The organism is Streptomyces composti (genome assembly GCF_012034205.1).
Classification (GTDB): domain Bacteria; phylum Actinomycetota; class Actinomycetes; order Streptomycetales; family Streptomycetaceae; genus Streptomyces; species Streptomyces composti.
This window is the reverse complement of sequence record NZ_JAATEM010000002.1, coordinates 287,556-311,720: the sequence shown is the minus strand read 5'-3', so window position 1 is coordinate 311,720 and position 24,165 is coordinate 287,556. Positions and strand designations below refer to the sequence as shown.

The 24,165-nt window shown below is 72.6% G+C and carries 14 protein-coding genes and 3 pseudogenes; 8 read left to right on the top strand and 9 right to left on the bottom strand.

Features of this window, described 5'->3' with window-relative positions:
* The first annotated feature begins 321 nt into the window (after positions 1-321).
* The gene (locus HCJ93_RS03060; RefSeq protein WP_167990821.1) at positions 322-771 is read left to right on the top strand and encodes a PTS sugar transporter subunit IIA; all 450 of its coding nucleotides are present in this window, start codon (positions 322-324) and stop codon (positions 769-771) included.
* 102 nt (positions 772-873) lie between these two features.
* Complete coding sequence (gene ptsP / locus HCJ93_RS03055) at positions 874-2,544, top strand: phosphoenolpyruvate--protein phosphotransferase (protein WP_167990820.1); 1,671 nt, start codon at positions 874-876, stop codon at positions 2,542-2,544.
* 140 nt (positions 2,545-2,684) lie between these two features.
* Here the strand turns inward: ptsP and HCJ93_RS03050 are convergent, their stop codons facing one another.
* On the bottom strand, positions 2,685-3,596 hold the full coding sequence (locus HCJ93_RS03050; protein WP_167990819.1) for a DUF8829 domain-containing protein: 912 nt from the start codon (positions 3,594-3,596) through the stop codon (positions 2,685-2,687).
* Between the two features lie 178 nt (positions 3,597-3,774).
* Positions 3,775-5,742: an acetoacetate--CoA ligase gene (locus tag HCJ93_RS03045; RefSeq protein WP_167990818.1), complete on the bottom strand. Its 1,968-nt coding sequence runs from the start codon at positions 5,740-5,742 to the stop codon at positions 3,775-3,777.
* Between the two features lie 212 nt (positions 5,743-5,954).
* Between HCJ93_RS03045 and HCJ93_RS03040 the strand changes: the two are divergent.
* A pseudogene (locus HCJ93_RS03040) lies at positions 5,955-8,314 on the top strand (glycoside hydrolase family 31 protein).
* Positions 8,315-8,391: 77 nt separating this feature from the next.
* Here HCJ93_RS03040 and HCJ93_RS03035 read toward each other — a convergent pair.
* Together HCJ93_RS03035 and HCJ93_RS03030 are read right to left on the bottom strand one after the other, a co-directional pair.
* Positions 8,392-8,922 (bottom strand): NUDIX domain-containing protein, encoded by a 531-nt coding sequence (locus tag HCJ93_RS03035; protein WP_167990816.1) that lies wholly within the window; start codon positions 8,920-8,922, stop codon positions 8,392-8,394.
* A 58-nt stretch (positions 8,923-8,980) separates the two neighbouring features.
* Positions 8,981-9,811 (bottom strand): M15 family metallopeptidase, encoded by an 831-nt coding sequence (locus HCJ93_RS03030; RefSeq protein ID WP_167990814.1) that lies wholly within the window; start codon positions 9,809-9,811, stop codon positions 8,981-8,983.
* Between the two features lie 156 nt (positions 9,812-9,967).
* On the opposite strand from HCJ93_RS03030, the pseudogene HCJ93_RS29240 reads away from it, so the two are divergent.
* From HCJ93_RS29240 to glpK, 4 genes and pseudogenes are all read left to right on the top strand, one after another.
* Positions 9,968-10,471, top strand: a pseudogene (locus HCJ93_RS29240) (Zn-ribbon domain-containing OB-fold protein).
* Positions 10,444-11,649: pseudogene (locus tag HCJ93_RS29110) on the top strand (lipid-transfer protein). Before HCJ93_RS29240 ends, HCJ93_RS29110 begins: the two co-directional pseudogenes overlap by 28 nt.
* Before the next feature lie 566 nt (positions 11,650-12,215).
* Positions 12,216-12,941, top strand: a complete 726-nt coding sequence (locus tag HCJ93_RS03015; protein ID WP_167990812.1) for an MIP/aquaporin family protein — start codon at positions 12,216-12,218, stop codon at positions 12,939-12,941.
* Between the two features lie 144 nt (positions 12,942-13,085).
* On the top strand, positions 13,086-14,597 hold the full coding sequence (glpK, locus tag HCJ93_RS03010; RefSeq protein ID WP_167990811.1) for a glycerol kinase GlpK: 1,512 nt from the start codon (positions 13,086-13,088) through the stop codon (positions 14,595-14,597).
* 193 nt (positions 14,598-14,790) lie between these two features.
* Here glpK and HCJ93_RS03005 read toward each other — a convergent pair whose 3' ends face one another.
* Genes HCJ93_RS03005 through HCJ93_RS02985 form a run of 5 tightly spaced genes read right to left on the bottom strand, consistent with a single transcriptional unit; the run spans position 14,791 to position 23,016 of the window.
* Positions 14,791-15,396: a GTP-binding protein gene (locus tag HCJ93_RS03005; protein WP_167990809.1), complete on the bottom strand. Its 606-nt coding sequence runs from the start codon at positions 15,394-15,396 to the stop codon at positions 14,791-14,793.
* Positions 15,377-19,090 (bottom strand): hydantoinase B/oxoprolinase family protein, encoded by a 3,714-nt coding sequence (locus HCJ93_RS03000; protein ID WP_167990806.1) that lies wholly within the window; start codon positions 19,088-19,090, stop codon positions 15,377-15,379. Before HCJ93_RS03000 ends, HCJ93_RS03005 begins: the two co-directional genes overlap by 20 nt.
* A gap of 24 nt (positions 19,091-19,114) precedes the next feature.
* The gene (locus HCJ93_RS02995) at positions 19,115-19,510 is read right to left on the bottom strand and encodes a DUF742 domain-containing protein (protein ID WP_167990804.1); all 396 of its coding nucleotides are present in this window, start codon (positions 19,508-19,510) and stop codon (positions 19,115-19,117) included.
* Positions 19,511-19,519: 9 nt separating this feature from the next.
* Positions 19,520-19,954 (bottom strand): roadblock/LC7 domain-containing protein, encoded by a 435-nt coding sequence (locus tag HCJ93_RS02990; RefSeq protein ID WP_167990803.1) that lies wholly within the window; start codon positions 19,952-19,954, stop codon positions 19,520-19,522.
* Positions 19,951-23,016, bottom strand: a complete 3,066-nt coding sequence (locus HCJ93_RS02985; protein WP_167990801.1) for a nitrate- and nitrite sensing domain-containing protein — start codon at positions 23,014-23,016, stop codon at positions 19,951-19,953. The genes HCJ93_RS02990 and HCJ93_RS02985 overlap by 4 nt, the downstream gene beginning before the upstream one ends.
* Before the next feature lie 415 nt (positions 23,017-23,431).
* Between HCJ93_RS02985 and HCJ93_RS02980 the strand changes: the two genes are divergently transcribed.
* Positions 23,432-24,034, top strand: coding sequence for a hypothetical protein (locus tag HCJ93_RS02980; protein ID WP_167990841.1), 603 nt, complete (start codon positions 23,432-23,434; stop codon positions 24,032-24,034).
* The last annotated feature ends 131 nt before the right edge of the window (positions 24,035-24,165 follow it).

Genomic DNA, 24,165 nt, shown 5'->3' with positions numbered 1-24,165 from the left:
CCAGTGATTTTCCGTCTCCATGACCACCCTCCTGCAGGCATGCAGAAGGAATCCCGGAGAGGATCCTGAAGAGTTGGTTTGCTGCTCGGGTCGGGGCTATGAGATCAGCCCTTCACCCCCAGGCAGGACTGACGACTGTACACGGGGTCGCGGATGGCGTGCAAATCGATTATCGTAGGTGGTCTAGACCTCTAGTCTAGACCACACCGGGACCATTCCCCCGGAATCGGTACTTCATATGACATACCCTGCTGCACAGTGCGTCGTCAGCGACAGGCGGTGACGGCCTCCATGCAGATCTCCACCCCTGGGAGGTTTTCCATGACCACCGTGACGTCCCCGCTCGAAGGGCGTGCCATCGGGCTCGCCGCCGTGCCCGACCCGGTCTTCTCCGGCGCCATGGTCGGCCCGGGCACCGCGATCGACCCGGTCCGCAAGCCCTCCGAGGCCGTCTCTCCGGTCGACGGCGTGATCGTCTCCCTTCACCCGCATGCCTTCGTCGTCGTGGACGACAACGGCCACGGCGTGCTCACGCACCTCGGTATCGACACGGTGCAGCTCAACGGCGAGGGCTTCCAGCTGCTCGTCAACAAGGGCGACACCGTCAAGCGCGGACAGAGCATCGTCCGCTGGGACCCGGCCGCCGTCGAGGCCGCCGGCAAGTCTCCCGTCTGCCCGGTCGTCGCCCTGGAGGCCACCGCGGAGGCGCTCTCGGAGTTGCGCGAGGAGGGCGACGTCAAGACCGGCGACAGCCTCTTCCTCTGGAAGTGACGTGACGAAGTGACGTCCGGGGCGACGTCACTCGCCGTCCGTGACGGCACGTGGACAACCAACGCGGTGGCGAGGCCCGCCGCACTAACGGAGACGGGTGAGATGGAGACAACGCTGCGAGGCGTCGGCGTGAGCCATGGGGTGGCCATCGGCGAGGTCCGGCACATGGGAACCGCGGTGCTCGAACCGCCGGCCAAGCAGATTCCCGCGGAGGAGGCGGAGCGCGAACAGGGGCGTGCTCGCAAGGCCGTGGAGGCGGTGGCGGCCGATCTGACGGCGCGCGGCAACCTGGCGGGCGGGGAGGCGCAGGCCGTGCTCGAGGCACAGGCCCTGATGGCGCAGGACCCCGAACTGTTGGCGGACGTGGAGCGGCGCATCGCCGTGGGCAGCACCGCCGAGCGTGCGGTGTACGACGCGTTCGCCGCCTATCGCGAGCTGCTGGCCGGGGCCGGCGAGTATCTGGCGGGCCGGGTGGCGGACCTGGACGACGTGCGGAACCGCATTGTGGCGCGGCTGCTCGGGGTTCCGATGCCGGGTGTCCCCGACAGCGACCGGCCGTATGTGCTGGTGGCCCGGGATCTGGCGCCGGCCGACACGGCGCTGCTCGATCCGGCGCTGGTGCTCGGCTTCGTGACCGAGGAGGGCGGTCCTACCAGTCACAGCGCGATCCTGGCGCGGGCTCTCGGGGTGCCGGCCGTGGTGGCGCTGCCGGGCGCGGGTGAGATCGCCGAGGGCACGGTGATCGCCGTGGACGGCAGCAGTGGCGAGGTCTTCGTCAATCCGAGCGAGGAGAAGAAGGCACAGCTGGAGGCTGCCGCCGCCGAGCGGAAGGCGGCGCTGGCCGCGGCCACCGGGCCGGGTGCGACGGCCGACGGGCACAAGGTGCCGCTGCTGGCGAACATCGGTGGTCCGGGTGATGTGAAGGCAGCCGTCGAGGCGGGCGCCGAGGGTGTCGGTCTCTTCCGTACGGAATTCCTGTTCCTGGACGACAACAAGCAGGCTCCTTCCGAGGAGAAGCAGGTCGCGGCCTACCGTCAGGTGCTCGAGGCGTTCCCCGAGGGCCGTGTGGTGGTGCGGGTGCTGGACGCGGGCGCGGACAAGCCGCTGGACTTCCTCACCCCGGGTGACGAGCCGAACCCGGCGCTGGGCGTGCGGGGGCTGCGTACCCTGCTGGACCACCCGGAGGTGCTGCGCACCCAGCTGACGGCGCTGGCCAGGGCGGCCGAGGGGCTGCCCGTGTCTCTCGAGGTCATGGCGCCGATGGTGGCGGACCGCACCGACGCCAGGGCGTTCGCGGACGCGTGCCGGGAGGCCGGGCTGCGGGCGAAGTTCGGTGCGATGGTGGAGATTCCCTCGGCCGCGCTGCGCGCCCGTTCGGTGCTTCAGGAGGTGGAGTTCCTGTCGCTCGGCACGAACGATCTCGCGCAGTACACCTTCGCCGCCGACCGGCAGGTGGGCGCGGTGTCCCGGTACCAGGACCCGTGGCAGCCGGCGCTGCTGGATCTGGTGGCGCTGGCGGCGGAGGCGGCGAAGGCCGAGGGCAAGAGCTGCGGCGTCTGCGGTGAGGCCGCCTCGGATCCGCTGCTGGCGTGTGTGCTGACCGGCCTGGGTGTCACCTCTCTCTCCATGGGTGCGGCGTCGATTCCGTATGTGCGGGCGACGCTGGTGAAGCACACGCTGGCGCAGTGCGAGCGTGCGGCGGCAGCGGCGCGCGCCGCGGACAGTGCGGACGAGGCCCGGCGCGCGGCCCAGGCGGTGCTGTCGGGCGAGTAGCCGACGAGGGCCCGAGCGACGAGGGGCCCGAGGGCCTTGCAGGCCGGAGCCCTGTGGGGTCGTCGGGTCGAAGGGGGCGCTCCACCCGGAGGTGGGGCGCCCTTCGCGTGTCCGGGTGCCGTTGCGGCTTCCGGCGGCGGTCAGTGGTGGTGGGGTGTGTCCGGGCCGGGGCCCAGGTCAGGGGGTGCGCAGTAGTCGACGTTGGACTCGGGTGCGATGAGGTCTCCGGTCTCGATGTCGGTGCAGTAGGCGTCGAAGACCTCGGCGGCGGTGAGGGGTTCCAGGGTGTGGGCGCGCAGGCGCCATCCGTAGACGCGGTCGGGACGGCCGGGGGCCATGGTGCGCATCACGAGTCCGCCGGGGCTGTCCGTGGCCAGGCCGACCGCCAGGACGGAGGTGAACTCGAGAGCCTCGGCCTCGTCCAGGTCCAGCCGGCCGGTGAGGGGGCCGGTGGGATCGTCGGTGAGATCGTCGGCGTGGAGGACGGCGACCAGGGGTTCGGGTGGGCCGGAGACGTTGCACACCAGGTGCCGTCGGCCCGGTGGGGCGGTGTCGAGGATGCGGGTCAGCAGGTGCGCGGCGCGGGTGAAGGCGGCGCGGCCCAGGTCCTCCCCGCAGGAGGCGCAGGCGCCGAGGCGGCTGAGCAGGGTGGTCGAGTACTCCCAGGTCGCCTGGCGGATGGCCTCGTCCACGAGGGTGGGCAGCAGGTCGGCGAGCGGGCGGCCGTCGTAGGGGACGGTGGGGCCGGTGGTGGCGAGTTCGGCGGTGAAGCGGGTGCGGCTGGCCGGGCTGTCGGGGTCCAGGCCGTGCCGGGTGCAGTAGTCGGCGTAGTCCTCCGGGTCGAAGAGGGCGACCGAGGTGTGGCTGCCCTGCCGGGCCCGGGTCCTGAGGACGGCTTCGACGTGTTCCAGGTATGCGCTGTGGTCGTGGAAGGTGAAACTGCGGTAACGCCGCATGGCGGAGAAGTCGTGCTCGTCGGTGAGCAGGCCGATGGTGCCGGCGATCTCTCGCCGCAGGGCTCGTCGCAGGGTCCGGCGGTCGCTGTGCGTCATGGGTCCCCCTGTGCACGGTCGATCAATGCTCACTCACAGTAATCGGGGGTACTGACAGCGGTGGCGGACCGGCGGACACGGCAGACCGGACGCGGAGACGGGCCGGCCCCGGACCGAAGGCCCGTCGAGGGGCGTGTCCGGGGCCGGATGCGCAGGGTTGGCCGCGCGGTGCGGCGGCTCAGGCGCGCTTGCGGGCCAGGTCCTCGTAGAAGGTGAGCAGGTCGAGGTTGTCGATGGAGCCGGGGTTGACGGCCTTCTCCAGCGGGGTGCCCTGCAGGAGGCGCTTGACCGGGACCTCGATGCGCTTGCCGGTGAGGGTGTGCGGGACTCCGGGCACCTCGATGATCTCGTCGGGGACGTGGCGGGGCGAGAGCTGCTCCCGGATGGTCTGCTTGATGCGGTTGAGCAGGTCGTCGTCGAGCCGGGCGCCGGGGGCCAGGTGGACGAAGAGGGGCATCCAGTAGCCGCCGTCGGGCTGTTCGATGCCGACGACGAGGGACTCCTTGATCTCGGGGAGGCGTTCGACGACCTCGTAGATGTCGGCGGAGCCCATGCGGACGCCCTGGCGGTTGAGCGTGGAGTCGGAGCGGCCGTGGATGATCACCGAGCCGCGTGAGGTGACGGTGATCCAGTCGCCGTGCCGCCAGACGCCGGGATAGACGGAGAAGTAGCTGTCGCGGTAGCGGCTGCCGTCGGGGTCGTTCCAGAAGCGGATCGGCATGGACGGCATGGGGTTGGTGACGACGAGCTCGCCGACCTCGTCGGTGAGGGGTTCGCCGGCCGGGTCCCAGGACTGCAGGTCGGTGCCCAGGCAGGCGGCCTGCAGTTCGCCCACGTACACGGGGAGGGTGGGAACGGCGCCGGCGAAACAGGAGCAGACGTCGGTGCCGCCGCTGACCGAGGCGATCCACAGGTCGTCGCGGACCTCGTCGTGCAGCCAGCGGAAGCCGTCGGGCGGCAGCGGGGAGCCGGTGGTGGCGACGCACTTGACCGCGGAGAGGTCGTGGTCGCGGCCCGGGTGCACCTCGGCCTTGCGGCAGGCCATCACGTAGGCGGCCGAGGTGCCGAAGAGGGTGGCGCCGGTGCGTTCGGCGACCCGCCACTGGGCGCCGGTGTCGGGGTAGCCGGGGCTGCCGTCGTACAGGACGATCGTGGTGCCGGTGAGCAGGCCGGAGACGAGGAAGTTCCACATCATCCAGCCGGTGGAGGTGTACCAGAAGAAGCGGTCCTCGGGGCCGAGGTCGCAGTGCAGGCCGAGCTGCTTGAGGTGCTCGACCAGGATGCCGCCCTGGGACTGGACGATGGCCTTGGGCAGCCCGGTGGTGCCGGAGGAGTACAGCACCCACAGCGGGTGGTCGAAGGGCACCTGCTCGAACTCCGGCTCGGTGTCGGCGGCGGTCAGGGCCGACCAGTCCAGGGCGCCGTCGGGGGCCTCGGTGCCGAGCAGCGGGATGTGCACGACGGCGCGCAGCGAGGGCAGTTCCCTGCGGAGTTCGGCGACGATCTCGCGGCGGTCGTGCTCCTTGCCGCCGTAGCGGTATCCGTCGACGGTGAACAGGACGACCGGCTCCACCTGCTGGAAGCGGTCCAGGACGCTGCGGGCGCCGAAGTCGGGTGCGCAGGAGGTCCACACGCCGCCGACCGCGGCGGTGGCGAGCAGGGCGACGACCGCCTGCGGGATGTTGGGCAGGTAGCCGCTGACGCGGTCTCCGGGGCGTACGCCGAGGGCCCGCAGTTCGGCCGCGAGGGAGCCGACCTGGCGGCGCAGCTCGGCCCAGGTGACCGGGCGGGCCTCATGGGTCTCGTCGACGTGCAGCAGGGCCGGCTGGTCGGCCCGGTCCGCGGCGGCCCGCAGGGCGTGCTCGGCGTAGTTGAGGGTGGCGCCGGGGAACCACTGGGCGCCGGGCATCGAGCGGTCGCCCAGCACGCGGCTGAAGGGAGTGGAGAAGCGGACGTCGAACCACTCGGTGACCGCGCGCCAGAACGTCTCCAGCTCCTCCACGGACCAGCGGTGGAGCGCCGGGTACCCGCCGTCGGCGGGGGCGCCGTGGTGCTCCGCTGCCCAGGCCTGGAACTTGGTCACCTGTGCCTGAGCGATGCGCTGCGGATCGGGCTGCCAGAGCGGCTGGGGGTTCAGGGTCGACATGTACGGCTCCCGGACTGTGCGCGTCGTGTGCGTCCTCCGCGCACGGGCTGGGGTGTGCGCGTGACGCGGCTGACACGGACGATGCCATGTGATCGACTTCCGCACCAGGGTGCACCCCACATAGTCCGCGTCGTGGCGGTGTGGTCCCATCACGGGTGAACGGGAGTTGAACGCCACATCTGCCGAGCGCGGTCAGTGGCAGGGTGAGCAGCATGAACGGTCGTGACCTGGTGCGTTCGATACAGGCGGTCGAGTGGTGAGGGCGGCGCAGGGGTTGCGAACCGTACGAGCAGCGTGGCGCAGGTGGCGGGCCGATGCCACCGGGCTGCCTCCGCGCGGGCGTGAGCGGGCCCGGGTGCCCGGTGTGCTGCGGGAGGTGACGCCGGAGCCCGGGGGCGGCGTCGTCCGGTTCGCCCGGGCCCGGCTGCGGATCATGGTGGTGGCGGGCGGGGCGGTCTTCTGGGGCTGGGACGGGGCGGAGCCCGAGCCCTCGTACGCACTGGCCGGGCGCTGCCCGGAGGCGGATCCGCGGGCGGTGCTCGAGCCGGACAAGGACGGCGGCTGGCGGGTGGTGGCCGAGCGGGTGACCGTCGCGGTGTCGCGGCACGGCGCGGTGGAGGTGCGCACGCCGGGCGGCGCGACGCTGCGGCGGGATCTGCCGCCCCGCTGGTGGGAGCCGGTCGGTGGCGGTCCGGCGCGCTGGATGCAGCGCTCGGAGGTGGCGGCGGACGCGCGCTTCTTCGGCCTGGGCGGCCGGGCGTGCGGGCCCCGGCTGCGGGACGGCACCTACCGGTTGTGGAACACCGACCCGGGGCGGGCGTTCGGGCCGGGCGATGATCCGCTGCATCTGACGATGCCGGTGCAGCTGGTGGTGGCCGATGCGGGCACGCATCTGGTGTTCCACGACAACTCCTGGGACGGCCGGGTGACGTTGCGCGAGGGTGAGGAGGGCGAGGGGTCCGGCCATGACCGGGCGGGGACGAGCGAGCTGCGCATGGACGGCGGCCCGCTGCGGTGCTGGGTGATGCAGGGGACCCCGGCCCGGGTGCTGTTCGCCTGGGCCTCGCTCACGGGCGCGCCCGCGCTGCCGCCTGCGTGGGCGTTGGGGCACCATCACGCGCGGTGGGGCCTGGACGACGAGCGCGAGGTGCGGCGGCTGGTCGCCGCCTACCGGGAGCGCGGGCTGCCGCTCGACGCGCTTCATCTCGGCGTCGGCCGGCCCGGCGCCCGGCAGGGGTTGACCGTGGACCGGGGGCGGTTCTCGGGGCTCGGGGGCCTCGCCGAGGACCTGCGGCGCGATGGGGTGCGGCTGGTGTCGGTGGTGGATCCCGCGGTGCCCGCCGTTGCCGGGAACGCGGTGTTCGCGGAGGGGGCGGGGCAGGACGCGTTCGTGCGGGAGGCCTCGGGTGCACTGGTGCGGGGGGTCTCCTGGCCGGGCGAGGTGGTGTTCCCGGACGTCACGCGGGCGGATGTGCGGGAGTGGTGGGGTGGTCTGTACGCGGAGCGGCTGGCGCAGGGGTTCACGGGTTTCTGGCACGACCGGGACGAGCCGACGTCGTTCACGGCCTTCGGCGAGTCCACGCTCCCCCGCTCGGCCCGGCACGCCCTCGACGGGCGGGGCGGGGACCACCGGGAGGCGCACAACGTCTACGGCCTGTGTCTGTCCCGGGCGGCGTACGAGGGTTTGCGGAAGCTGGCGCCGGAGGAACAGCCGCTGGTCCTGTCCCGTTCCGGGTGGGCCGGGCTGCAGCGGTACGGCGGTGCCTGGCTGGGCCGGGTGGCGACGGACTGGCCGGGGCTGCGGGCCTCGCTGGGGCTGGTCGTGGGGCTCGGCCTGTGCGGGGTGCCGTTCTCCGGCGCGGACGTGGGCGGCTCCGGCGGGGACCCGTCCCCGGAGCTGTTCCTGCGGTGGTTGCAGCTGGGCGCGTATCTGCCGCTGTTCCGCACCCTGGCCGGCCCGCGGGCGGGGCGGGGTGAGCCCTGGGAGTTCGGTCCCGAGGTGCTGGAGCACGCGCGGGCGGCACTGCTGGAACGGCGGCGCCTGCTGCCGTACGTCATGACGCTGGCGCATCTGGCCCGGCGCACCGGCGCGCCCCCGGTCCGGCCGCTGTGGTGGGCGGCGCCCGAGGAGCGCGCGCTGCGCGACTGCGAGGACGCCTTCCTGCTGGGCGACTGCCTGCTGGTGGCGCCGGTGCTGGGTCCTGGCACGGTCCGGCGGGTCGTGCAGCTGCCGCGGGGGCGGTGGTACGACGTGCGGACGGAGCGGGCCCACCAGGGTCCGGCCCAGGTCCTGGTGGAGGCTCCCCTGGACCGCATCCCGGTGTTCGCCCGCGCGGGCTCCGTCGTTCCGGTGCGCGGGGAGGACGGCGGGCTGGAGCTGGAGGTGTGGGCTCCGGCGCGGGGGCGGACGGGCGGCGGACTCGTCGTACCGGACGACGGTCAGGGGCGGGCCGAGGCGGACGTCGAGCGCTGGACCGTCCGCTGGACGGGCCCGCGCCTGGTCGTCGAGCGGGAGGGCGGGGCCGGCGGGCCCGGCCGCCCGGTGCGGGTGCGCGGGCTCGGGCAGGGGTGAGCAGGTGGCGGCCGCCGAGGCGGGACGCGGCGGCCGCCGGGGACGGACGTCCGCCGGGACCAGGTGTCCCGAGGAGGTCAGATGTAGCGCCCCTCGAACCAGGCCCGAACGGCCAGGGTGTGGAGAGGGAAGGCGAGTTCCCGGGGGCGGCGCAGGAGGTGCCAGCCCTCCGTCTCGGAGGTGGCGGCGGACGGCGGCAGGGACTCCACGGGGCGTTCCGGGAGGAGTCCGAACAGGAGCAGGTGGCCGTCGGGGGAACTCATCGCGTCGGCGAGGCGGACGTCGCGGCTCGCCGCGTCGATACCCGTCTCCTCCTTGAGTTCGCGGACCACGGCCCGGCGCCAGTCCTCTCGGTCGTCGATGTAGCCGCCGGGCAGGGCCGTTCCGCCGCGTGCGGGGGCGACGGTGCGGGTGATCACGACCAGGGCGGTGCCCTTGGTGTCGTACACGGGCTGGAGGGCCACCGCTACGGGCAGCGGGTTGCGGTGGGCGACGGTGCCGCACGCGGCGCAGGTGCGGGGCCAGCCGGAGACGCCCTCTCCATAGGGCGTGCCGCAGCTCGAACAGTGAGAGTCCGGTGCGGGAACGGAGGTGTGAGTTTCGGACACGCGGCGGACTGTATCCGATCACCGGGCGGGCGTCTCCGGGAGCCGGCCGAGACCTGCCCTAGCGGTGGCCGGTGAGCGACCGGCGGGAGACCGGGAAGTCGAAGTAGGTGTCCGGGTACGCCTCCGGCTTGAAGGTGTAGTGCCACCACTCCTCGGCGAGGTTCTCGAACCCGAGGTTCTCCAGCGTGTTCTTCAGCAGCAGCCGGTTGGCGCGCTGTTCGCCCTGTATGCGGGGGTCCAGGGTGTGGCTGAGGGTGTCGAAGCAGTCGTAGCCGGTACCCATGTCGACGGAGTTGTCCGGGAAGCGCTGGTCCTTGGGCGCGTAGCAGGGGGTGAGCGGTTCGCCGGGGCGGTACGGGCGGGTCGGTGCGGCCGGGAGCTTCACCAGGGTGAGGTCGACGGTGGAGCCGCGGCTGTGGCCGGACTTCTCGGCGATGTAGCCGTCGGCGAACAGCCGGGTCTTGTCGACCCGCGGGTAGAACTCGTCCTTCATGGACTGGTCCGACAGGTCCTCGGCCCAGCGCACGAAGTGGTCCACGGCGCGCTGCGGGCGATAGCAGTCGTAGACCTTGAGCGAGTAGCCCCGGCGGAGCAGCTGCCGTTGTGCCGTGTGCAGGGCCTGGGCGGCGGGCCGGGTGAGGATGCACATCGGCTGCCGGTAGCCGTCGATGCGTTCGCCGACGAAGTTGTGGCGGGTGAAGTAGCGGATCTCCTGGATGATCGTGGCGTCGACGCTGCTCAGCGCGACGAAGTCCTCAGGAGCCCTCGGTTCGGTGTGGGCCCGGGCGGGTACGGAGGCGGCGGTCGTGGCCAGCAGGGCGGCGAGGGTGGTGACCAGTCCGCGCACCGCGGTGGCGGACCGGACCGCGGAGAGAAGTCGTCGTGTCATGTCCCCTGCATCTATCAGGGAGAAGACCGGCCGGGGAAGGACCTGTCGCGGGCGGGCCGCACCTGGCACACTTCTGACGCATCCTCATATCTGATTCATCGTCAGTTCTGCATCGGCACCAAGTCGGTTCTCTCGGGAGAGACCTCGGGAGGAGCCATGGCACAGACGCGTCGGCCGGTCGTCGAGGGGTGGTTCACCGAGCAGGGCGACGGGAGCGCCGGAGGGGCGGCCGGGAGCGGCTTCCGGCTGCTGGGCACGCGCTGTTCCGCCCGCGGATCCGTCTTCTTCCCGCCCGTGGGCGGGCTCTGCCGGAACCCGCTGCGGGGCGGAGGGCCTGGTGACGGTCGCCCTGTCGCGGCGCGGGCGGATCTGGTCGTACACGGACTGCCGGTACCGGCCCCCGGCACCGTATGTGAGCGAACCGGACGTGCCCTGGGAGCCGGGCCCGGTGATCGCGGCGGAACTGGAGGCCGAGCGGATGGTGGTGCTGGGCCAGCGGCCCCCGGCGTCACCGTCGCCGATCCGGCGGTGGGCATGGCGGTGGAGGTCGTCCCCGGAATCCTGTACGTGGACGACGAGTACGACGGCAGCCCGCACGGCGCAGGGACCGCGACGGTTCGGACGACGTGGAACTGGCGGCCGACGGGGGTGACGGGGTGACCGGCGGCGACGTGGCGGTGCTCGGAGCGGAGCGGCACATCCGGGGCAAGCAGGACGGCCCTTCCGGGAGTACGGAGTGGCGGCGGCCCGTGCCGCGCCGGCCGACGCCGGGCCGGACTGGCGGGAGGCCGGCTCGGTCGTCGGCGCGGACACCGTGCGCGGCGGCTGTCCGGGGTATGCCGCCGGAGCGACCTTCGCCAGGGCGCCGGGCTGGCGGGGAGCCAGGATCACCAGCGTCTACGCGACGTGTGCGTCCGGGGCCCAGGCGATCGACACCGCGCGGGCGCCGATCCTGGCGGGGCTGGCCGACGTCGTGCTGGTGGCCGGCGCCGACGCGGCGCCCGAGGGGTTCTTCCGGCCGGCGGGGACCGGCCCGACGGCCCGGACTGGCTGCGGTTCCGCGTCCTCGGCGCCACCAACCCCGCCTGGTTCGGGCCGTACGCCCGGCGGCGCTGGCCGTGCACGGCGACACGTTGGCGGACTTGGCACAGGTCAAGGTGAAGAACGCGGCCATGGGCGCGCTCAACCCGAACACGCGCTACCGCAGGCGGGTCACCGCGCGGGAGGTCGCCGCCCCGCCGTGGTCGCCGACCCCCTGCGGTTGCTCGACATCTGCGCGACCTCCGACGGCGGGACGGCGCTGGTCGGGACCGGCCTGGAGTTCGCGCGGCGGCGCGGTGTCACGGACCCGGTGCGGATCCGGGCGGTGCCCACGGTGACGCCGCGCTGCCCGGACACGGTGCTGGACCTGCCGGACATGGCCACCGACTCCGCCGCGGCGGCCCGACCCGGTCACCTTCCGGAAGTCCATCGCGCGGGCCGCGTGCGAGCAGGCGGGCCTCGGTCCCGAGGACCTGTCGCCGGCCGAGGCCCACGACCTGTCGACCGCTCTGGAGCTGCAGTGGTACGAGGACCTGGGGCTGTGCGGCCCGGGCGAGGCGGTCACGTTGCTGCGGACCGGGGCGACGGCGGTCGGCGGGCGCACGCCCGTGAACATGAGCGGCGGTCCGGCTTCCTTCGGCGAGGCGGTCCCGGCGCAGGCCGCCACCCAGGTGTGCGGGCTGACCTGGCAGCTGAGGGGCGCGGCCGGTGCCCGGCAGGTGGCCGGGGCGCGGGTCGGCATCAGCGCGAGCCAGGGGCTGTTCGGCCACGGTTCGGCGGTGGTCGTCGTGCGCTGAGCGGGGTCGGGCGCCGAAAGGGGATCGCCGCCAGCCGTGTCGGCCCCGTCGGTGTACGTACGCATCGGGCCCTGCCCGCCTGCGTGCACTGCCGCTGTCCGCAGCCCCGGGACCGGACCGGACGTGTCCCGCGGTCGCACCGGACGTGTCCCACGACCGCACCGGACGTGTCCTGCGGTTTTCGCGCAACGGTCCGGTGCCACGGACGTACGGGCGGAACTCCCCGGCGATCGTTCCCGGGTCGCCGGCATCGTTTGACCGATGGCCGGGAAGGCACCCTGCAATCGATCCGGTCGGCCTCCTTGACGCCCTCCGGGCGCCGGGGAACACTTCCGGTGTCAGTCGACATCGCCGTACATCTCGGCGGTTTTCCGGCACGCCGCTGCTGGGGCCCTCGTGCGTCAAGGCCCACTCCCCACGGGCGATTCGGCTGCGACGGCACGCTCGTCACGGTCGCCGGGCGGGGTGCGGGTTCTCCCTGCCTTCGGCCGACGTAGCCATGGGAAACGCACCCTGCACGTGAGGTCCGGGGGCCGCTGGTCCCGGGCCAGGGCCTAGGAGTCGCCATGAGCAATGCAGATGTATTCGTCGGCGAGATCATCGGCACAGCGATCCTCATCCTCTTCGGTGCCGGTGTCGTCGCGGCGGTCGTCCTGAACTACTCCAAGGCGAAGGACGCCGGCTGGGTGGTCATCGCGTTCGGCTGGGGCTTCGGCGTGATGGCCGGGGCGTACACCGCGGCGCCGCTGTCCGGCGGACACCTCAACCCCGCCGTCACCCTGGGCATCGCGATCGACACCGGGGACTGGGACCAGTTCCACATCTATGTCGCCGGGCAGATGGTGGGCGCCATGCTGGGCGCCGTCCTGTGCTGGTTGGTCTACTACGCGCAGTTCCGGGCCAACGCCGAGGAGGACATCGCCCAGCCCACGCTGGGAATCTTCTCCACCTCCCCGACCATCCGCCAGCCCGTCGCCAACCTCGTCACCGAGATCATCGCGACCAGCGCCCTGGTGCTGCCGATCCTGGCGTTCGGTCTCACCAAGGGGCTCGGCGAGTCGGGCACCGCGATCCTGATCGTCTCGTTCCTGGTGGTCGGCATCGGCCTGTCCCTCGGCGGTCCCACCGGATACGCCATCAACCCCGCCCGTGACCTGGGCCCGCGCATCGTGCACTCGCTGCTGCCGATCCCCAACAAGGGCACCTCGGACTGGGGGTACGCCTGGGTGCCGGTGGTCGGGCCGATGATCGGCGCCGGTCTGTCCGGGCTGCTCTTCAACGCCGCCTTCTGAGCCACGCCCGCGGGCCCGGGCGCCGGCGTACCCGCCGCCCCCTCAGCCGATGGCGGTGCTCGCACACAACCGTCCGATACGAAACGGTAGGGAACGGCACGGAACGGACCGCAGACTTCAGCACCAACCGACGAAGGGGACGTCATGACGGACAAGTTCGTCGCCGCGATCGATCAGGGCACCACTTCCAGCCGCTGCATCATCTTCAACCAGGACGGCGCGATCGTGGCCGTCGACCAGCGCGAGCACCGCCAGATCTTCCCCAAGCCGGGATGGGTGGAGCACGACGCCACCGAGATCTGGTCCAAGGTCCAGGCCGTGGTCGCCGGGGCGCTCGCCAAGGCCGGGCTGCGCGCCGACCAGCTCAGCGCGCTCGGCATCACCAACCAGCGCGAGACCACCGTGCTGTGGGACCGCGCCACCGGCAAACCCGTGCACAACGCCATCGTCTGGCAGGACACCCGCACGGCCGCCCTGTGCAACCAGCTGGGCGGCTCGGACGGGCAGGACCGTTTCCGCGAGCAGACCGGCCTGCCGCTGGCCAGCTACTTCTCCGGACCCAAGGCGGCCTGGCTGCTGGACAACGTGCCCGGGCTCAGGGCCCGCGCCGAGAACGGCGAGATCGCCTTCGGCACCATCGACTCCTGGCTCATCTGGAATCTGACCGGCGGCACCGACGGCGGACGCCATGTCACCGATGTGACCAACGCCGGCCGGACCATGCTGATGAACCTGGAGACGCTCCAGTGGGACCCGTCCATCCTCTCGGCGATGAACGTGCCCGAGGCGATGCTGCCGGAGATCCGGTCGTCCGCCGAGGTGTACGGCACCGCCGTGGGCCAGCTGAGCGGCGTGCCGGTGGCGTCCGCGCTGGGCGACCAGCAGGCGGCGGTGTTCGGGCAGGCCTGCTACGACGTGGGCACCGCGAAGAACACCTACGGCACGGGCAGCTTCCTGCTGCTCAACACCGGCAACCGGCCGGTGCCGTCCAAGAGCGGTCTGCTGACCACGATGGGCTACAAGATCGGCGACGAGGCCCCGGTCTACTGCCTGGAGGGCTCGATCGCCATCACCGGCGCACTGGTGCAGTGGTTCCGCGACCAGCTCGGCATCATCCGCACCGCCGACGAGATCGAGCCGCTGGCGGCGAGTGTCGAGGACAACGGCGGGGCGTACATCGTGCCCGCGTTCTCGGGGCTGTTCGCCCCCTATTGGCGTTCCGACGCACGCGGTGTGATCACCGGTCTCACCCGGTACGTGACCAAGGCGCATCTGGCGCGTGCGGTGCTGGAGGCGACCAGCTGGCAGACGCGTGAGGTCGTGGACGCCATGTACCAGGACTCCGGGGTGCAGATCACCACCCTGAAGGTCGACGGCGGCATGACCAAGAACAACCTGCTGATGCAGCATCAGGCAGACGTGCTCGGCGTGCCGGTGATCCGGCCGAAGGTGTCGGAGACGACCTGCCTGGGCGCCGCCTATGCCGCCGGCCTGGCCACGGGCGTGTGGAACGACCTGGACGAGCTGACGTCGCACTGGCAGAAGGACGCCGAGTGGACGCCGGCCATGGACGCGTCGGTGCGGGACCGGGAGTTCCACAACTGGCGCAAGGCGGTGGAGCGCAGCTTCGGCTGGGTGGAGGACGACGACGACTGAGCCGGGGCCGGAACACGGCCGCGCCGGCACGTCGCAGCGGACCGCGGCTCGCACTCCGGTCGGCGGGAGTGCGGGCCGCCCGCATGCGCGGAGCGCCGAGGCGAGGTGGCGGCCGGGGGCGCGGCGTCGTTCGGTCGGCGGTGCCGTTCGGGCGGCGCCCTTTCGGTCGGCGCCCTTCAGGGGGCGGTGAGCCTCAGGTGGTGAGCGCCTCGCGGTGCCGGGCCGCCTGCCGCATGGCGTGCTCCACGACACCGATGAGGACCTCCTTGACCGACTCGCGGTCCCGGGCGTCGCACAGCAGCAGGGGCACGTGGTCGTCGAGGTCGAGGGCCCGCCGGACGTCCTCGACGGGATAACGCGGGGCGCCTTCGAAGCAGTTGACGCCGACCAGGAAGGGTATGGCCCGCCGTTCGAAGTAGTCGACGGCGGCGAAACAGTCCTGCAGGCGGCGGGTGTCGGCGAGCACGACCGCGCCGAGTGCGCCCTCGGACAGCTCGTCCCACATGAACCAGAAGCGCTCCTGGCCGGGTGTGCCGAAGAGATACAGCACCAGGTCCTCGCGCAGGGAGATGCGTCCGAAGTCCATGGCGACGGTGGTGGTGTGCTTGGCCTCCACACCGCTGAGGTCGTCGACCGGGCGCCCCGCCTCGGTGAGCAGTTCCTCGGTGCGCAGCGGCCTGATCTCGCTGACCGCACCCACCAGCGTGGTCTTGCCCACGCCGAAGCCGCCGGCCACCAGGATCTTGAGCGTGACGGGCTCGACCGGGGGCTTGCCGCGCTCAGAACGCCCGAAGATCATCGATCTCTTCTCCTGCGTGATGGGGGTCGGGCGGCGGGCCGTAGCCCCCGCCGCCGGGGGTTTCGATGACGAGTACGTCGCCGGGGCCCACCTCGGCCGAGTCGCTTCCGGCGAGTTCGGTGACGGTGCCGTCCGCCCGGTGGATCCGGTTGGCGCCGAGCGCTCCGGGTTCGCCGCCCGCCATGCCGTAGGGCGCGACCCTGCGGTGCTGGGACAGGGTGGAGACGGTCATGGGCTCCAGGAAGCGGATGCGGCGCACCGCCCCGTCGCCGCCGCGCCAGCGTCCCGCGCCGCCGCTGCCCCGGCGCACCGAGAACTCCTCGAGCCGGACGGGCAGCCGCCACTCCAGGACCTCGGGGTCGGTGAGCCGGGAGTTGGTCATGTGCGTCTGCACCACGGGGGCGCCATGGAAGCCGTCGCCCGCGCCGGAACCGGAGGCAACGGTCTCGTAGTACTGGTGGCGGGCGTTGCCGAAGGTGACGTTGTTCATGGTGCCGGAGCCCTCGGCCTGGACGCCGAGCGCCGCGTAGAGGGCGCCGGTGATGGCCTGGGAGGTCTCCACGTTGCCCGCGACGACCGCGGCCGGCGGGCGGGGCGCCAGCATGGAGCCGGGCGGCACGATGATCCGCAGGGGGCGCAGGCAGCCGTCGTTGAGCGGGATGTCGTCGGCGACCAGGGTGCGGAAGACGTACAGGACGGCCGCGTTGACGACGGAGAACGGCGCGTTGAAGTTGGTGGCCAGCTGCGGGGAGGTGCCGGTGAAGTCGATGGTGGCGCTGCGCTTGTCCCGGTCCACGCGGACGCGGACGCGGATGACGGCGCCGGAGTCGGTCTCGTAGGCGTACTCGCCGTCGTCGAGGGCGTCGATGACGCGCCGGACGGCCTCCTCGGCGTTGTCCTGGACGTGCTTCATGTAGGCCTGGACGACGTCGAGGCCGAAGTGCTCGATCATGCGGCCGACTTCGTCGACGCCCTTCTGGTTGGCGGCGATCTGGGCACGCAGGTCGGCGAGGTTGGTGGCCGGGTTGCGTGAGGGGTGGGGCGCCTCGGTGAGGAGGCGGAGGGTCTCCTCCTCGCGGAAGCGGCCGTTCTCGGCGAGCAGCCAGTTGTCGAAGAGGACGCCCTCCTCCTCGATGGTGCGGCTGTTCGCCGGCATGGAGCCGGGGGCGATGCCGCCGATCTCGGCGTGGTGGCCGCGGGAGGCGACGTAGAAGAGGACCGTCCGGTCACTCTCCGTGCCGCCCTCGGGGGTGTCGCCGAAGACGGGGGTGATCACGGTGACGTCGGGCAGATGGGTGCCGCCGTGGTACGGGTCGTTGACGGCGTAGGTGTCGCCGGGGCGCATGGACGAGCCGCGGCGGCGGATGACCTCTTTCACGCTGGTGCCCATGGAGCCCAGGTGGACGGGGATGTGCGGGGCGTTGGCCACCAGGTTTCCGTCGGGGTCGAAGAGCGCGCAGGAGAAGTCCAGGCGCTCCTTGATGTTGACGGACTGGGCGGTGGACTCCAGGCGGGCGCCCATCTGTTCGGCGATGGACATGAAGAGGTTGTTGAAGATCTCGAGGAGGACCGGATCGACGTCCGTGTCGAGTTCGGAACTCTCCGTGACCGCCACGCGTTCCATGACCAGATGCCCGTGACGGGTGGTCGCGGCCTGCCAGCCGTCGTCGACGACGGTGGTGGACCCGTCCTCGGCGATGATCGCGGGTCCGGTGACGGTCTGGCCGGGAGGGAGGTCCTCTCGGCGGTGCAGGGGGACGTCGCGCCAGGCTCCGCCGGTGTGCAGGCGGACGGTGACGGGTTCGGCCGGACGGCCCGTGCAGGTGGACAGGGCGGAGAGATCGGGGGGATCGGTGACGCCGGTGGCTTCCACGGAGAGGGCCTCGACGACGATCGGGCGGTCGAGGGTGAAGGAGTAGGTGGCGCGATGACGTTCCTCGAAGGCCCGGCGCATCGTGTCCGGGTCGGTGAGCTCGACGGTGAGGGTGGTGTCGGTGCCGTCGTAGCGGAGCTGGGCGCGGCGGGTGACCTCGATGCGCTCGGCGGGGACGTCCTCGGCGAGGAGTTCGTCGCGGGCGGCGGCCTCGAGGGCATCGGCGGTCTTGTGCACGCCGGGCATGGCGTCGGCTTCCAGGGGTGCCTCGACGGACTGCTCCCGCATGGCGGTGGTGTCGGCGAGGCCGATGCCGAGGGCGGAGAGCACGCCGGCCATGGGCGGCACCAGGACGGTGCGGATGCCGAGGGAGTCGGCGACCATGCAGGCGTGCTGCCCTCCGGCGCCGCCGAAGGTGGTGAGGGCGTAGCGGGTGATGTCGTGGCCCTTCTGGACCGAGATCCGCTTCACCGCGGCCGCGATGTTGGCGACGGCGATCTGCAGATAGCCCTCGGCGACCTGCTCGGGGGTGCGGTCGTCGCCGGTCTGCTCGCGGATCTCGCGGGCGAGGGCGGTGAAGCGCTCGCGGACCAGCTCGGTGTCCAGGGGCTGGTCGCCTCCGGGCCCGAACACCTTCGGGAAGTGGGCGGCCTGGATGCGGCCGAGCATGACGTTGGCGTCGGTGAGGGCGAGCGGGCCGCCGTTGCGGTAGCAGGCGGGGCCGGGGTCGGCCCCGGCCGAGTCGGGACCGACCCGGTAGCGGGAGCCGTCGAAGTGCAGGATGGAGCCGCCGCCCGCGGCGACGGTGTGGATGTCCAGCATCGGGGCGCGCAGCCTGACGCCCGCGATCTGTGTGTCGAAGACGCGTTCGTACTCGCCGTCGAAGTGGGACACGTCGGTGGAGGTGCCGCCCATGTCGAAGCCGATGACACGGTCGAAGCCGGCCAGCTGGGACAGGCGGGCCATGCCGACGATCCCGCCAGCCGGGCCGGAGAGGATGGCGTCCTTCCCGCGGAACTGACCGGCCTCCGCGAGTCCGCCGTTGGACTGCATGAACATCAGCCGCACGCCCCGGAGCTCGTCGGCGACCTGCCGGACATAGCGGCGCAGCACCGGCGAGAGATAGGCGTCGACGACCGCGGTGTCGCCGCGCGGGACGAGTTTCATCAGCGGGCTGACCTCGCTGGACAGCGAGATCTGCGGGAAGCCGATGCGGGCGGCCAGTTCGCCGATGGCCCGTTCGTGGGCGGGGTGGAGGTGGCTGTGCAGGCAGACCACGGCGATGGCGCGGATGCCGTCGTCGTACGCCTGCCGCAGCGGCCCGGCGAGGGCGTCCAGGTCCGGGGCGCGCAGCACGGTGCCGTCGGGGGCGATGCGCTCGTCGACCTCGACGACCCGCTCGTAGAGCTGCTCGGGCAGCTCGATACGGCGGGCGAAGATGGCCGGCCGGTTCTGGTAGCCGATGCGCAGCGCGTCGCGGAAGCCGCGGGTGATGACCAGCAGGGTGCGTTCGCCCTTGCGCTCGAGGAGCGCGTTGGTGGCGACGGTGGTGCCCATGCGGACGACGTCGACGACGCTGTCGATGCTGCCGCTGCCGTCGCCGGCGTCGCCGCTTGCGGTGCTGCCGGTCTCGTCGGTCCCGTCGGTCGTGCCGCCGGCGGAGCCGCCGAGCAGGGCGCGGACACCGGCGACGGCGGCGTCGGCGTACCGGCTCGGGTTGTCCGACAGCAGCTTGTGGGTGAGCAGCCGCCCGTCGGGGCGCCGCGCGACGATGTCGGTGAAGGTGCCGCCCCGATCGACCCAGAACTGCCAGCCTGCCACGTCACTACCCCGCTTCCGCGCCGGTCACAGCGCCCGGAGGCCGTTGATCACGTCGCGCAGAATACTCTCGTCCGGCAGCTCGGCCGGGGGTACCGGCCGGTTCACATGGACGAATTCGCTGTCCACCAGGTCTCCGACGAGGACGCGCACCACGCCGACCGGCAGATCGAGCTCGGCGGAGAGTTCGGCGACCGTCTGCGGAGTGCGGCGGCACAGCTCGACGATCTCCACGTGCTCGGGAGCGAGCGTGGGGTCCGTCTCCGGGTCGTCCGCGTCCGGTTCGGTGACGACCACCGCGATCAGGTCGAGGCGGTGCTGGACCGCACTGGTGGTGCGGCCGCGCGTCATGGCGTACGGACGGACGACCGGTCCGGCCTCGTCGTCGAACCAGTGGCTTCTTCCCTGACCGTCAGCGCTCATGTCATCTCACTACCCGCCGGAGGGCAGATCGGTGCGCGGAGCGGCACCCAGATGTGCGCCGACCCGCTTCACCAGCAGGGTCATCTCGTAGGCGACCTGGCCGACGTCCGAGTCGGCGTCCGCGAGGACGGCGAGGCAGCTGCCGTCGCCGGCGGCGGTGACGAACAGGAACGCCTCGTCGAGCTCGACGACGGTCTGGCGTACGTTGCCGGCCTCGAAGTGGCGGCCCACGCCCTTGGCGAGGCTGTGGAAGCCGGAGGCGACGGCCGCCAGATGCTCGCTGTCCTCCCGGGTCAGGTCCTTGGAGACCCCCGTGGGCAGACCGTCGCTGGAGAGCACGATGGCCTTGCGGATGCTGGCGACGCGGTCCACCAGGTCGTCGAGGAGCCAGTTCAGCTCTCCCTTGTCGGTCGCGGTGTGGCCGGTGGCCTTCGGTGCGGTCATCGACCGTCCCCCTTAGTCGTTCGTCGTGGTGCCGTGCCGCTGCCGGAGTCGTCGGCGGCGGCGTTCTCTGCGCGGCCGCGCTGCCAGCCGCGCTGCAGCGAGGCCATGCGGCTGCGCACTTCCTCCGCGTCCCGTTCGACGGGCTGCGCGGTCGTGTCGTTGCCTGGGGCGCTGTGTCTGAGCTGTGGGGCGAGGCTGGCCTGCCGTACGCGCCGGGGCAGTGCCGCGAGCCGTTCGGTGCCGGATTCCGGGCCGTCCGGTCGCCCGGAGTCCGCGGCGTGGCGGCCGGAGTCCGCCGTGACGTCCCGGGTCCCGGGGGCGGCCGGGGCGGAGGTGGCCTCCGATGCCGCGGCGGGGGCGTCGCGTGTCGTCCGGACGGCGTCCGGGTCGTCCGGCTCGTCCGTGCGGCGGCGGTCGCGGCGGGGCAGTTCGGGCAGGGGTGCGGACCCGCCGGCGTCGCGCCGGGACGCGGCGGAGGCAGGCGGTCCGACCGCGCGAGGTCCCGCTCCGGTGGCTCCGCGGCGACGCGAGGGCAGCGGCGGCGGGGTGTCCCCTTCCGCCTCTCCCCCACCGGTCGCGGAGCGGTCGGCGCCGGACGGGGGCGGCGAGACCGGCTCCGGCCCGCCAGGACCGCCGGTGCCCCAGCCTTGGCCGCGCCGGTCGCCCCTGCGCCGGGCGGCGCGCGGCGGCGCGGGCTCCAGACCGGTGTGCGCGGAGGTGTTGGAGGTCTCGGCCGCGTCGGGCTCGCGCCGGGTGCGCTCGTCTCCGACCGGACGTCCGTGGGAGCTGACCAGCTTCGGGGTACCGCGCCGGGGCAGCGGCACCGGGGCGGGCACCTCGTCGTCGGGGGTGTCCCCCGGGTCCCGCGGGCCGGTCACCGGGGGCTGCGCCTCGCGGCGGCGGCCGGGCGCCCCGTCCCCGGGATGCGACCGGTGCGGGCGGAACAGGCCGCCGCCGGCGCTGTCGTCGTCGCCGAGCACCTCGTCGAGGTCGCCGAGCGCGTCCAGGTCGACGGGTGCCTCCAGCTCCACCGGGCCGTCGAGGAGGGAGGCGGGCAGCCCCGGCAGCTGGACGGGCACCTGGGAGAGCGCGGTGCGGCGGCTCTCCTCCGGCTTCTTGTCCTTGGTGAGCTGGGGGCGGTCGAGACGGAAGCCGACGCCGTTGGTGTCCGGGACGTCGTCGGTCAGCAGCGCGTCCGGGATGAAGACGACCGCGGTGGTCCCGCCGTAGGGGGACGGCTGCAGGGACACCCGGACGTTCTGCCGCTGGGCGAGCCGGCTGACCACGAACAGGCCGAGCCGGTCGGTGTCGGACAGTTCGAACTCCGGGGTCTCGGCGAGCCGCAGGTTGGCGTCCAGCAGCGCCTCGGCCGTCATGCCCAGGCCCCGGTCGTGGATCTCCAGGGTGAAGCCGTTGGCGACGCGTTCGCCGAGGACCTGGACGGCGGTGTGCGGTGGGGAGAACACGGTGGCGTTCTCCAGGAGTTCCGCCACCAGGTGGGTGAGGTCGGCGACCGCCGGCCCGGTGACGGCGACCCGCGGCAGCCGGCGCACCTCGATGCGCTCGTAGTCCTCGACCTCGGCGACGGCGGCGCGGACGACGTCCATGAGCTGGACGGGCTTGCGCCACTGGCGGGAGGGCGCGGCGCCGGAGAGGATCACCAGGCCCTCGGCGTGGCGGCGCATCCGGGTGGTCAGATGGTCCAGGCGGAACAGGTCGGCGAGTTCCTGGGCGTCCTCGGTCCTGCGCTCCATGGCGTCGAGCAGGGTGAGCTGCTTGTGCAGCAGCACCTGGCTGCGGCGGGCGAGGTTGACGAAGACCTCGGAGACCCCGGCACGCAGTTCGGCCTGTTTGACGGCGGCCTCCACCGCGGCGCGCTGCAGGGTGTTGAGGGCCTGGCCGACCTCGCCCAGCTCGTTCTTGTCGTACTCCAGGCGCGGGACCTCGGTCTCCACGTCGACCTGTTCGCCGGCGGACAGGCGGCGCATCACGCTGGGCAGCCGTACCCCGGACGCCTCGTGGGCCTCCATGCGCAGCTGGCGCAGGTCGCGGATGAGGCCGCGGCCGATGCGCACGGAGAGGAACAGGGACAGCAGCAGGGCGATCAGGCCGAGCACACCGGCGACCACGGCCTGGGTGATGACGCCCATGGCGACCGGGCGGACCCGGTCCTGATAGCGGTCGGAGGCCTGGTCGTTGAGGGTGCCGAGCTCGGAGAGGACCTTGCCGGCGGCGGTGTCCCAGCTCTTGGCGGTGATCCCGCGCGGCACGCCGGCGCCGGAGGAGACCACGGCCTCCTCGCCGACGCGCAGCGGAGCGGAGGCGGCGTTGCTCCAGAAGGCCTCGTAGCGTTCGCGTTCGGAGGCGGGCAGTTCGGGCAGCGCGACCTCGTACAGCATCGTCCGCTGCGCCATGAGGTCGGAGACGTCGCGGGCCTCGGCCGCGGACAGCCTGCCGACGATCAGTGCGGAACCGAGCAGTGCGTCCTCGCGGGAGAGGAGTTCGCGGGCGCGGGCGAGGTTGACCAGCGCCCGGTACTCCTTGTCCAGGGCCACTTCGTCGACCACGTGCAGATTGGCGAGCAGGGCGTAGCAGGGATCGACCAGCTTGTTGTAGAGGTCGAGGGCCTGCGAGCGGTTGACGGTGCCGTCCTCGACGCTGCGCCGCAGGGAGTCGATGCCGCTGAACGAGTCGAGAACGGCGCCCAGTTCGTCGGTGTCCCCGCCGAGCGCTTCGCGCACCTCCGGATCCGAGGCGTTGGCCCGGACCTTGCCGACGGCCTTGTCGGTGGCGACCCGGCTGCGGCGCAGCGCCGCGAGCCCGTCGGAGGCGCGGGGATCGGCGAGGTAGACCAGCGTCTGCCGGCGCTCCTGCTGCAGGACGCGGACGGTGTCCTCTACGGGGTAGCCGACCTTTTCCATCACCGAGGACACATCGAACAGATGGCTCGCCTCGCGGCCGGTGAGCACCGTGGTGAAGGCCCAGATGGTCGTCAGGGACACCAGCGGCACGAGCAGCAACGCCACGATCTTCCGGCGGATGGACTTCCCGCGAAAGCGCATGGCCTCCCCCAGCTCGGCCCCCCGGCCGGCCGGGGGTACACATGTGCGTCAACAAACGGCGCGAGCCTACTACCGAGCCACAGTTAACTCGAAGGGCTGTCCGGAGCACGAACTGGCGCGGGGGAGCCGAGACATACGGAGTTGTCCGGGCATTGCGGGAGATTGCGTCCCGGCGTCCTGCGCGGCGGGTAACACGGTGGCCCGGAGGTGCGGTGACGGTTGGCCGAAAGTTTCCATGCCCGGGAATCTTGAGGTCGCCCCGTTCGTCCTTCTCTGTGAGACATGGGGGCGGAATCGGTCACAGGAGCCGAATCACGCACCGGGACGGCGTAAAACAGCGCAAGCCGGGCACTCAGAGGGGAGTCGGGTCTTCCGGACCCGGGTGAGTGTGCCGGCGGTGGGGAGTGACACGGTGATGGGCACGGCTGAGCGGCGCACGGCGCCCGAGGACGCCGCGGCGATGCAGGTGGCGACGCGATCGCGCACCGAGGAGCCGAGCCGGGGCGCTGCCGCGGCGGAGCGGTTGAAGGACGCCGGCGACGGCGTCCGGCCGGACGCGGGATCGCAGGGCGGCGCCACCGGACAGCCGGACGAGAGCGCGCTCCCGGACGCCCGCGAGCAGACCTTCCGCCGGCCCCTGTGGGTCGAGGAGCCCGCGCGGCGGCGCCGGCTGCCCGACCCGGTGCGGACGGCGGCGGTGCGGGCGGTCCTCATCGTCGCGGTGACCCTGATTCAGGCCATGGTGGCGTTCCTGTGCACCCTGGCCGGCTCGTGGCTGGCGTTCCCGATGGTGCTCAGCAGTGTGGTGAGCACGATCGTGGCGACCTGGGCGGTCCTGGACGTCTGGGTGACGCGCCAGGTGTGGAACCAGCGCCACGGCGTGGTGTCCGAGCCGAGCAGCACGGCGCGTGCGCTGCGGCGCGAGCGGCGCCGGGCGCGTCGCCAGGAGCGCGCCGCCGAGCGGGCGCGGGGCCGAATACGCCGGGGCGGCGGAGCGGGCCAGCTCTCCCATTCGTGACGACCCTGCGGCCGGCCACCGCACCTGTGACGGCTGCGGCCCGACGCTCCTCTGCGTCACGGCCGGACCTTCCTCTCCCTTCCGTTGATTTCCAGCCACCCCGGTACTGTTTCTTCGGACAACGCGCAGTG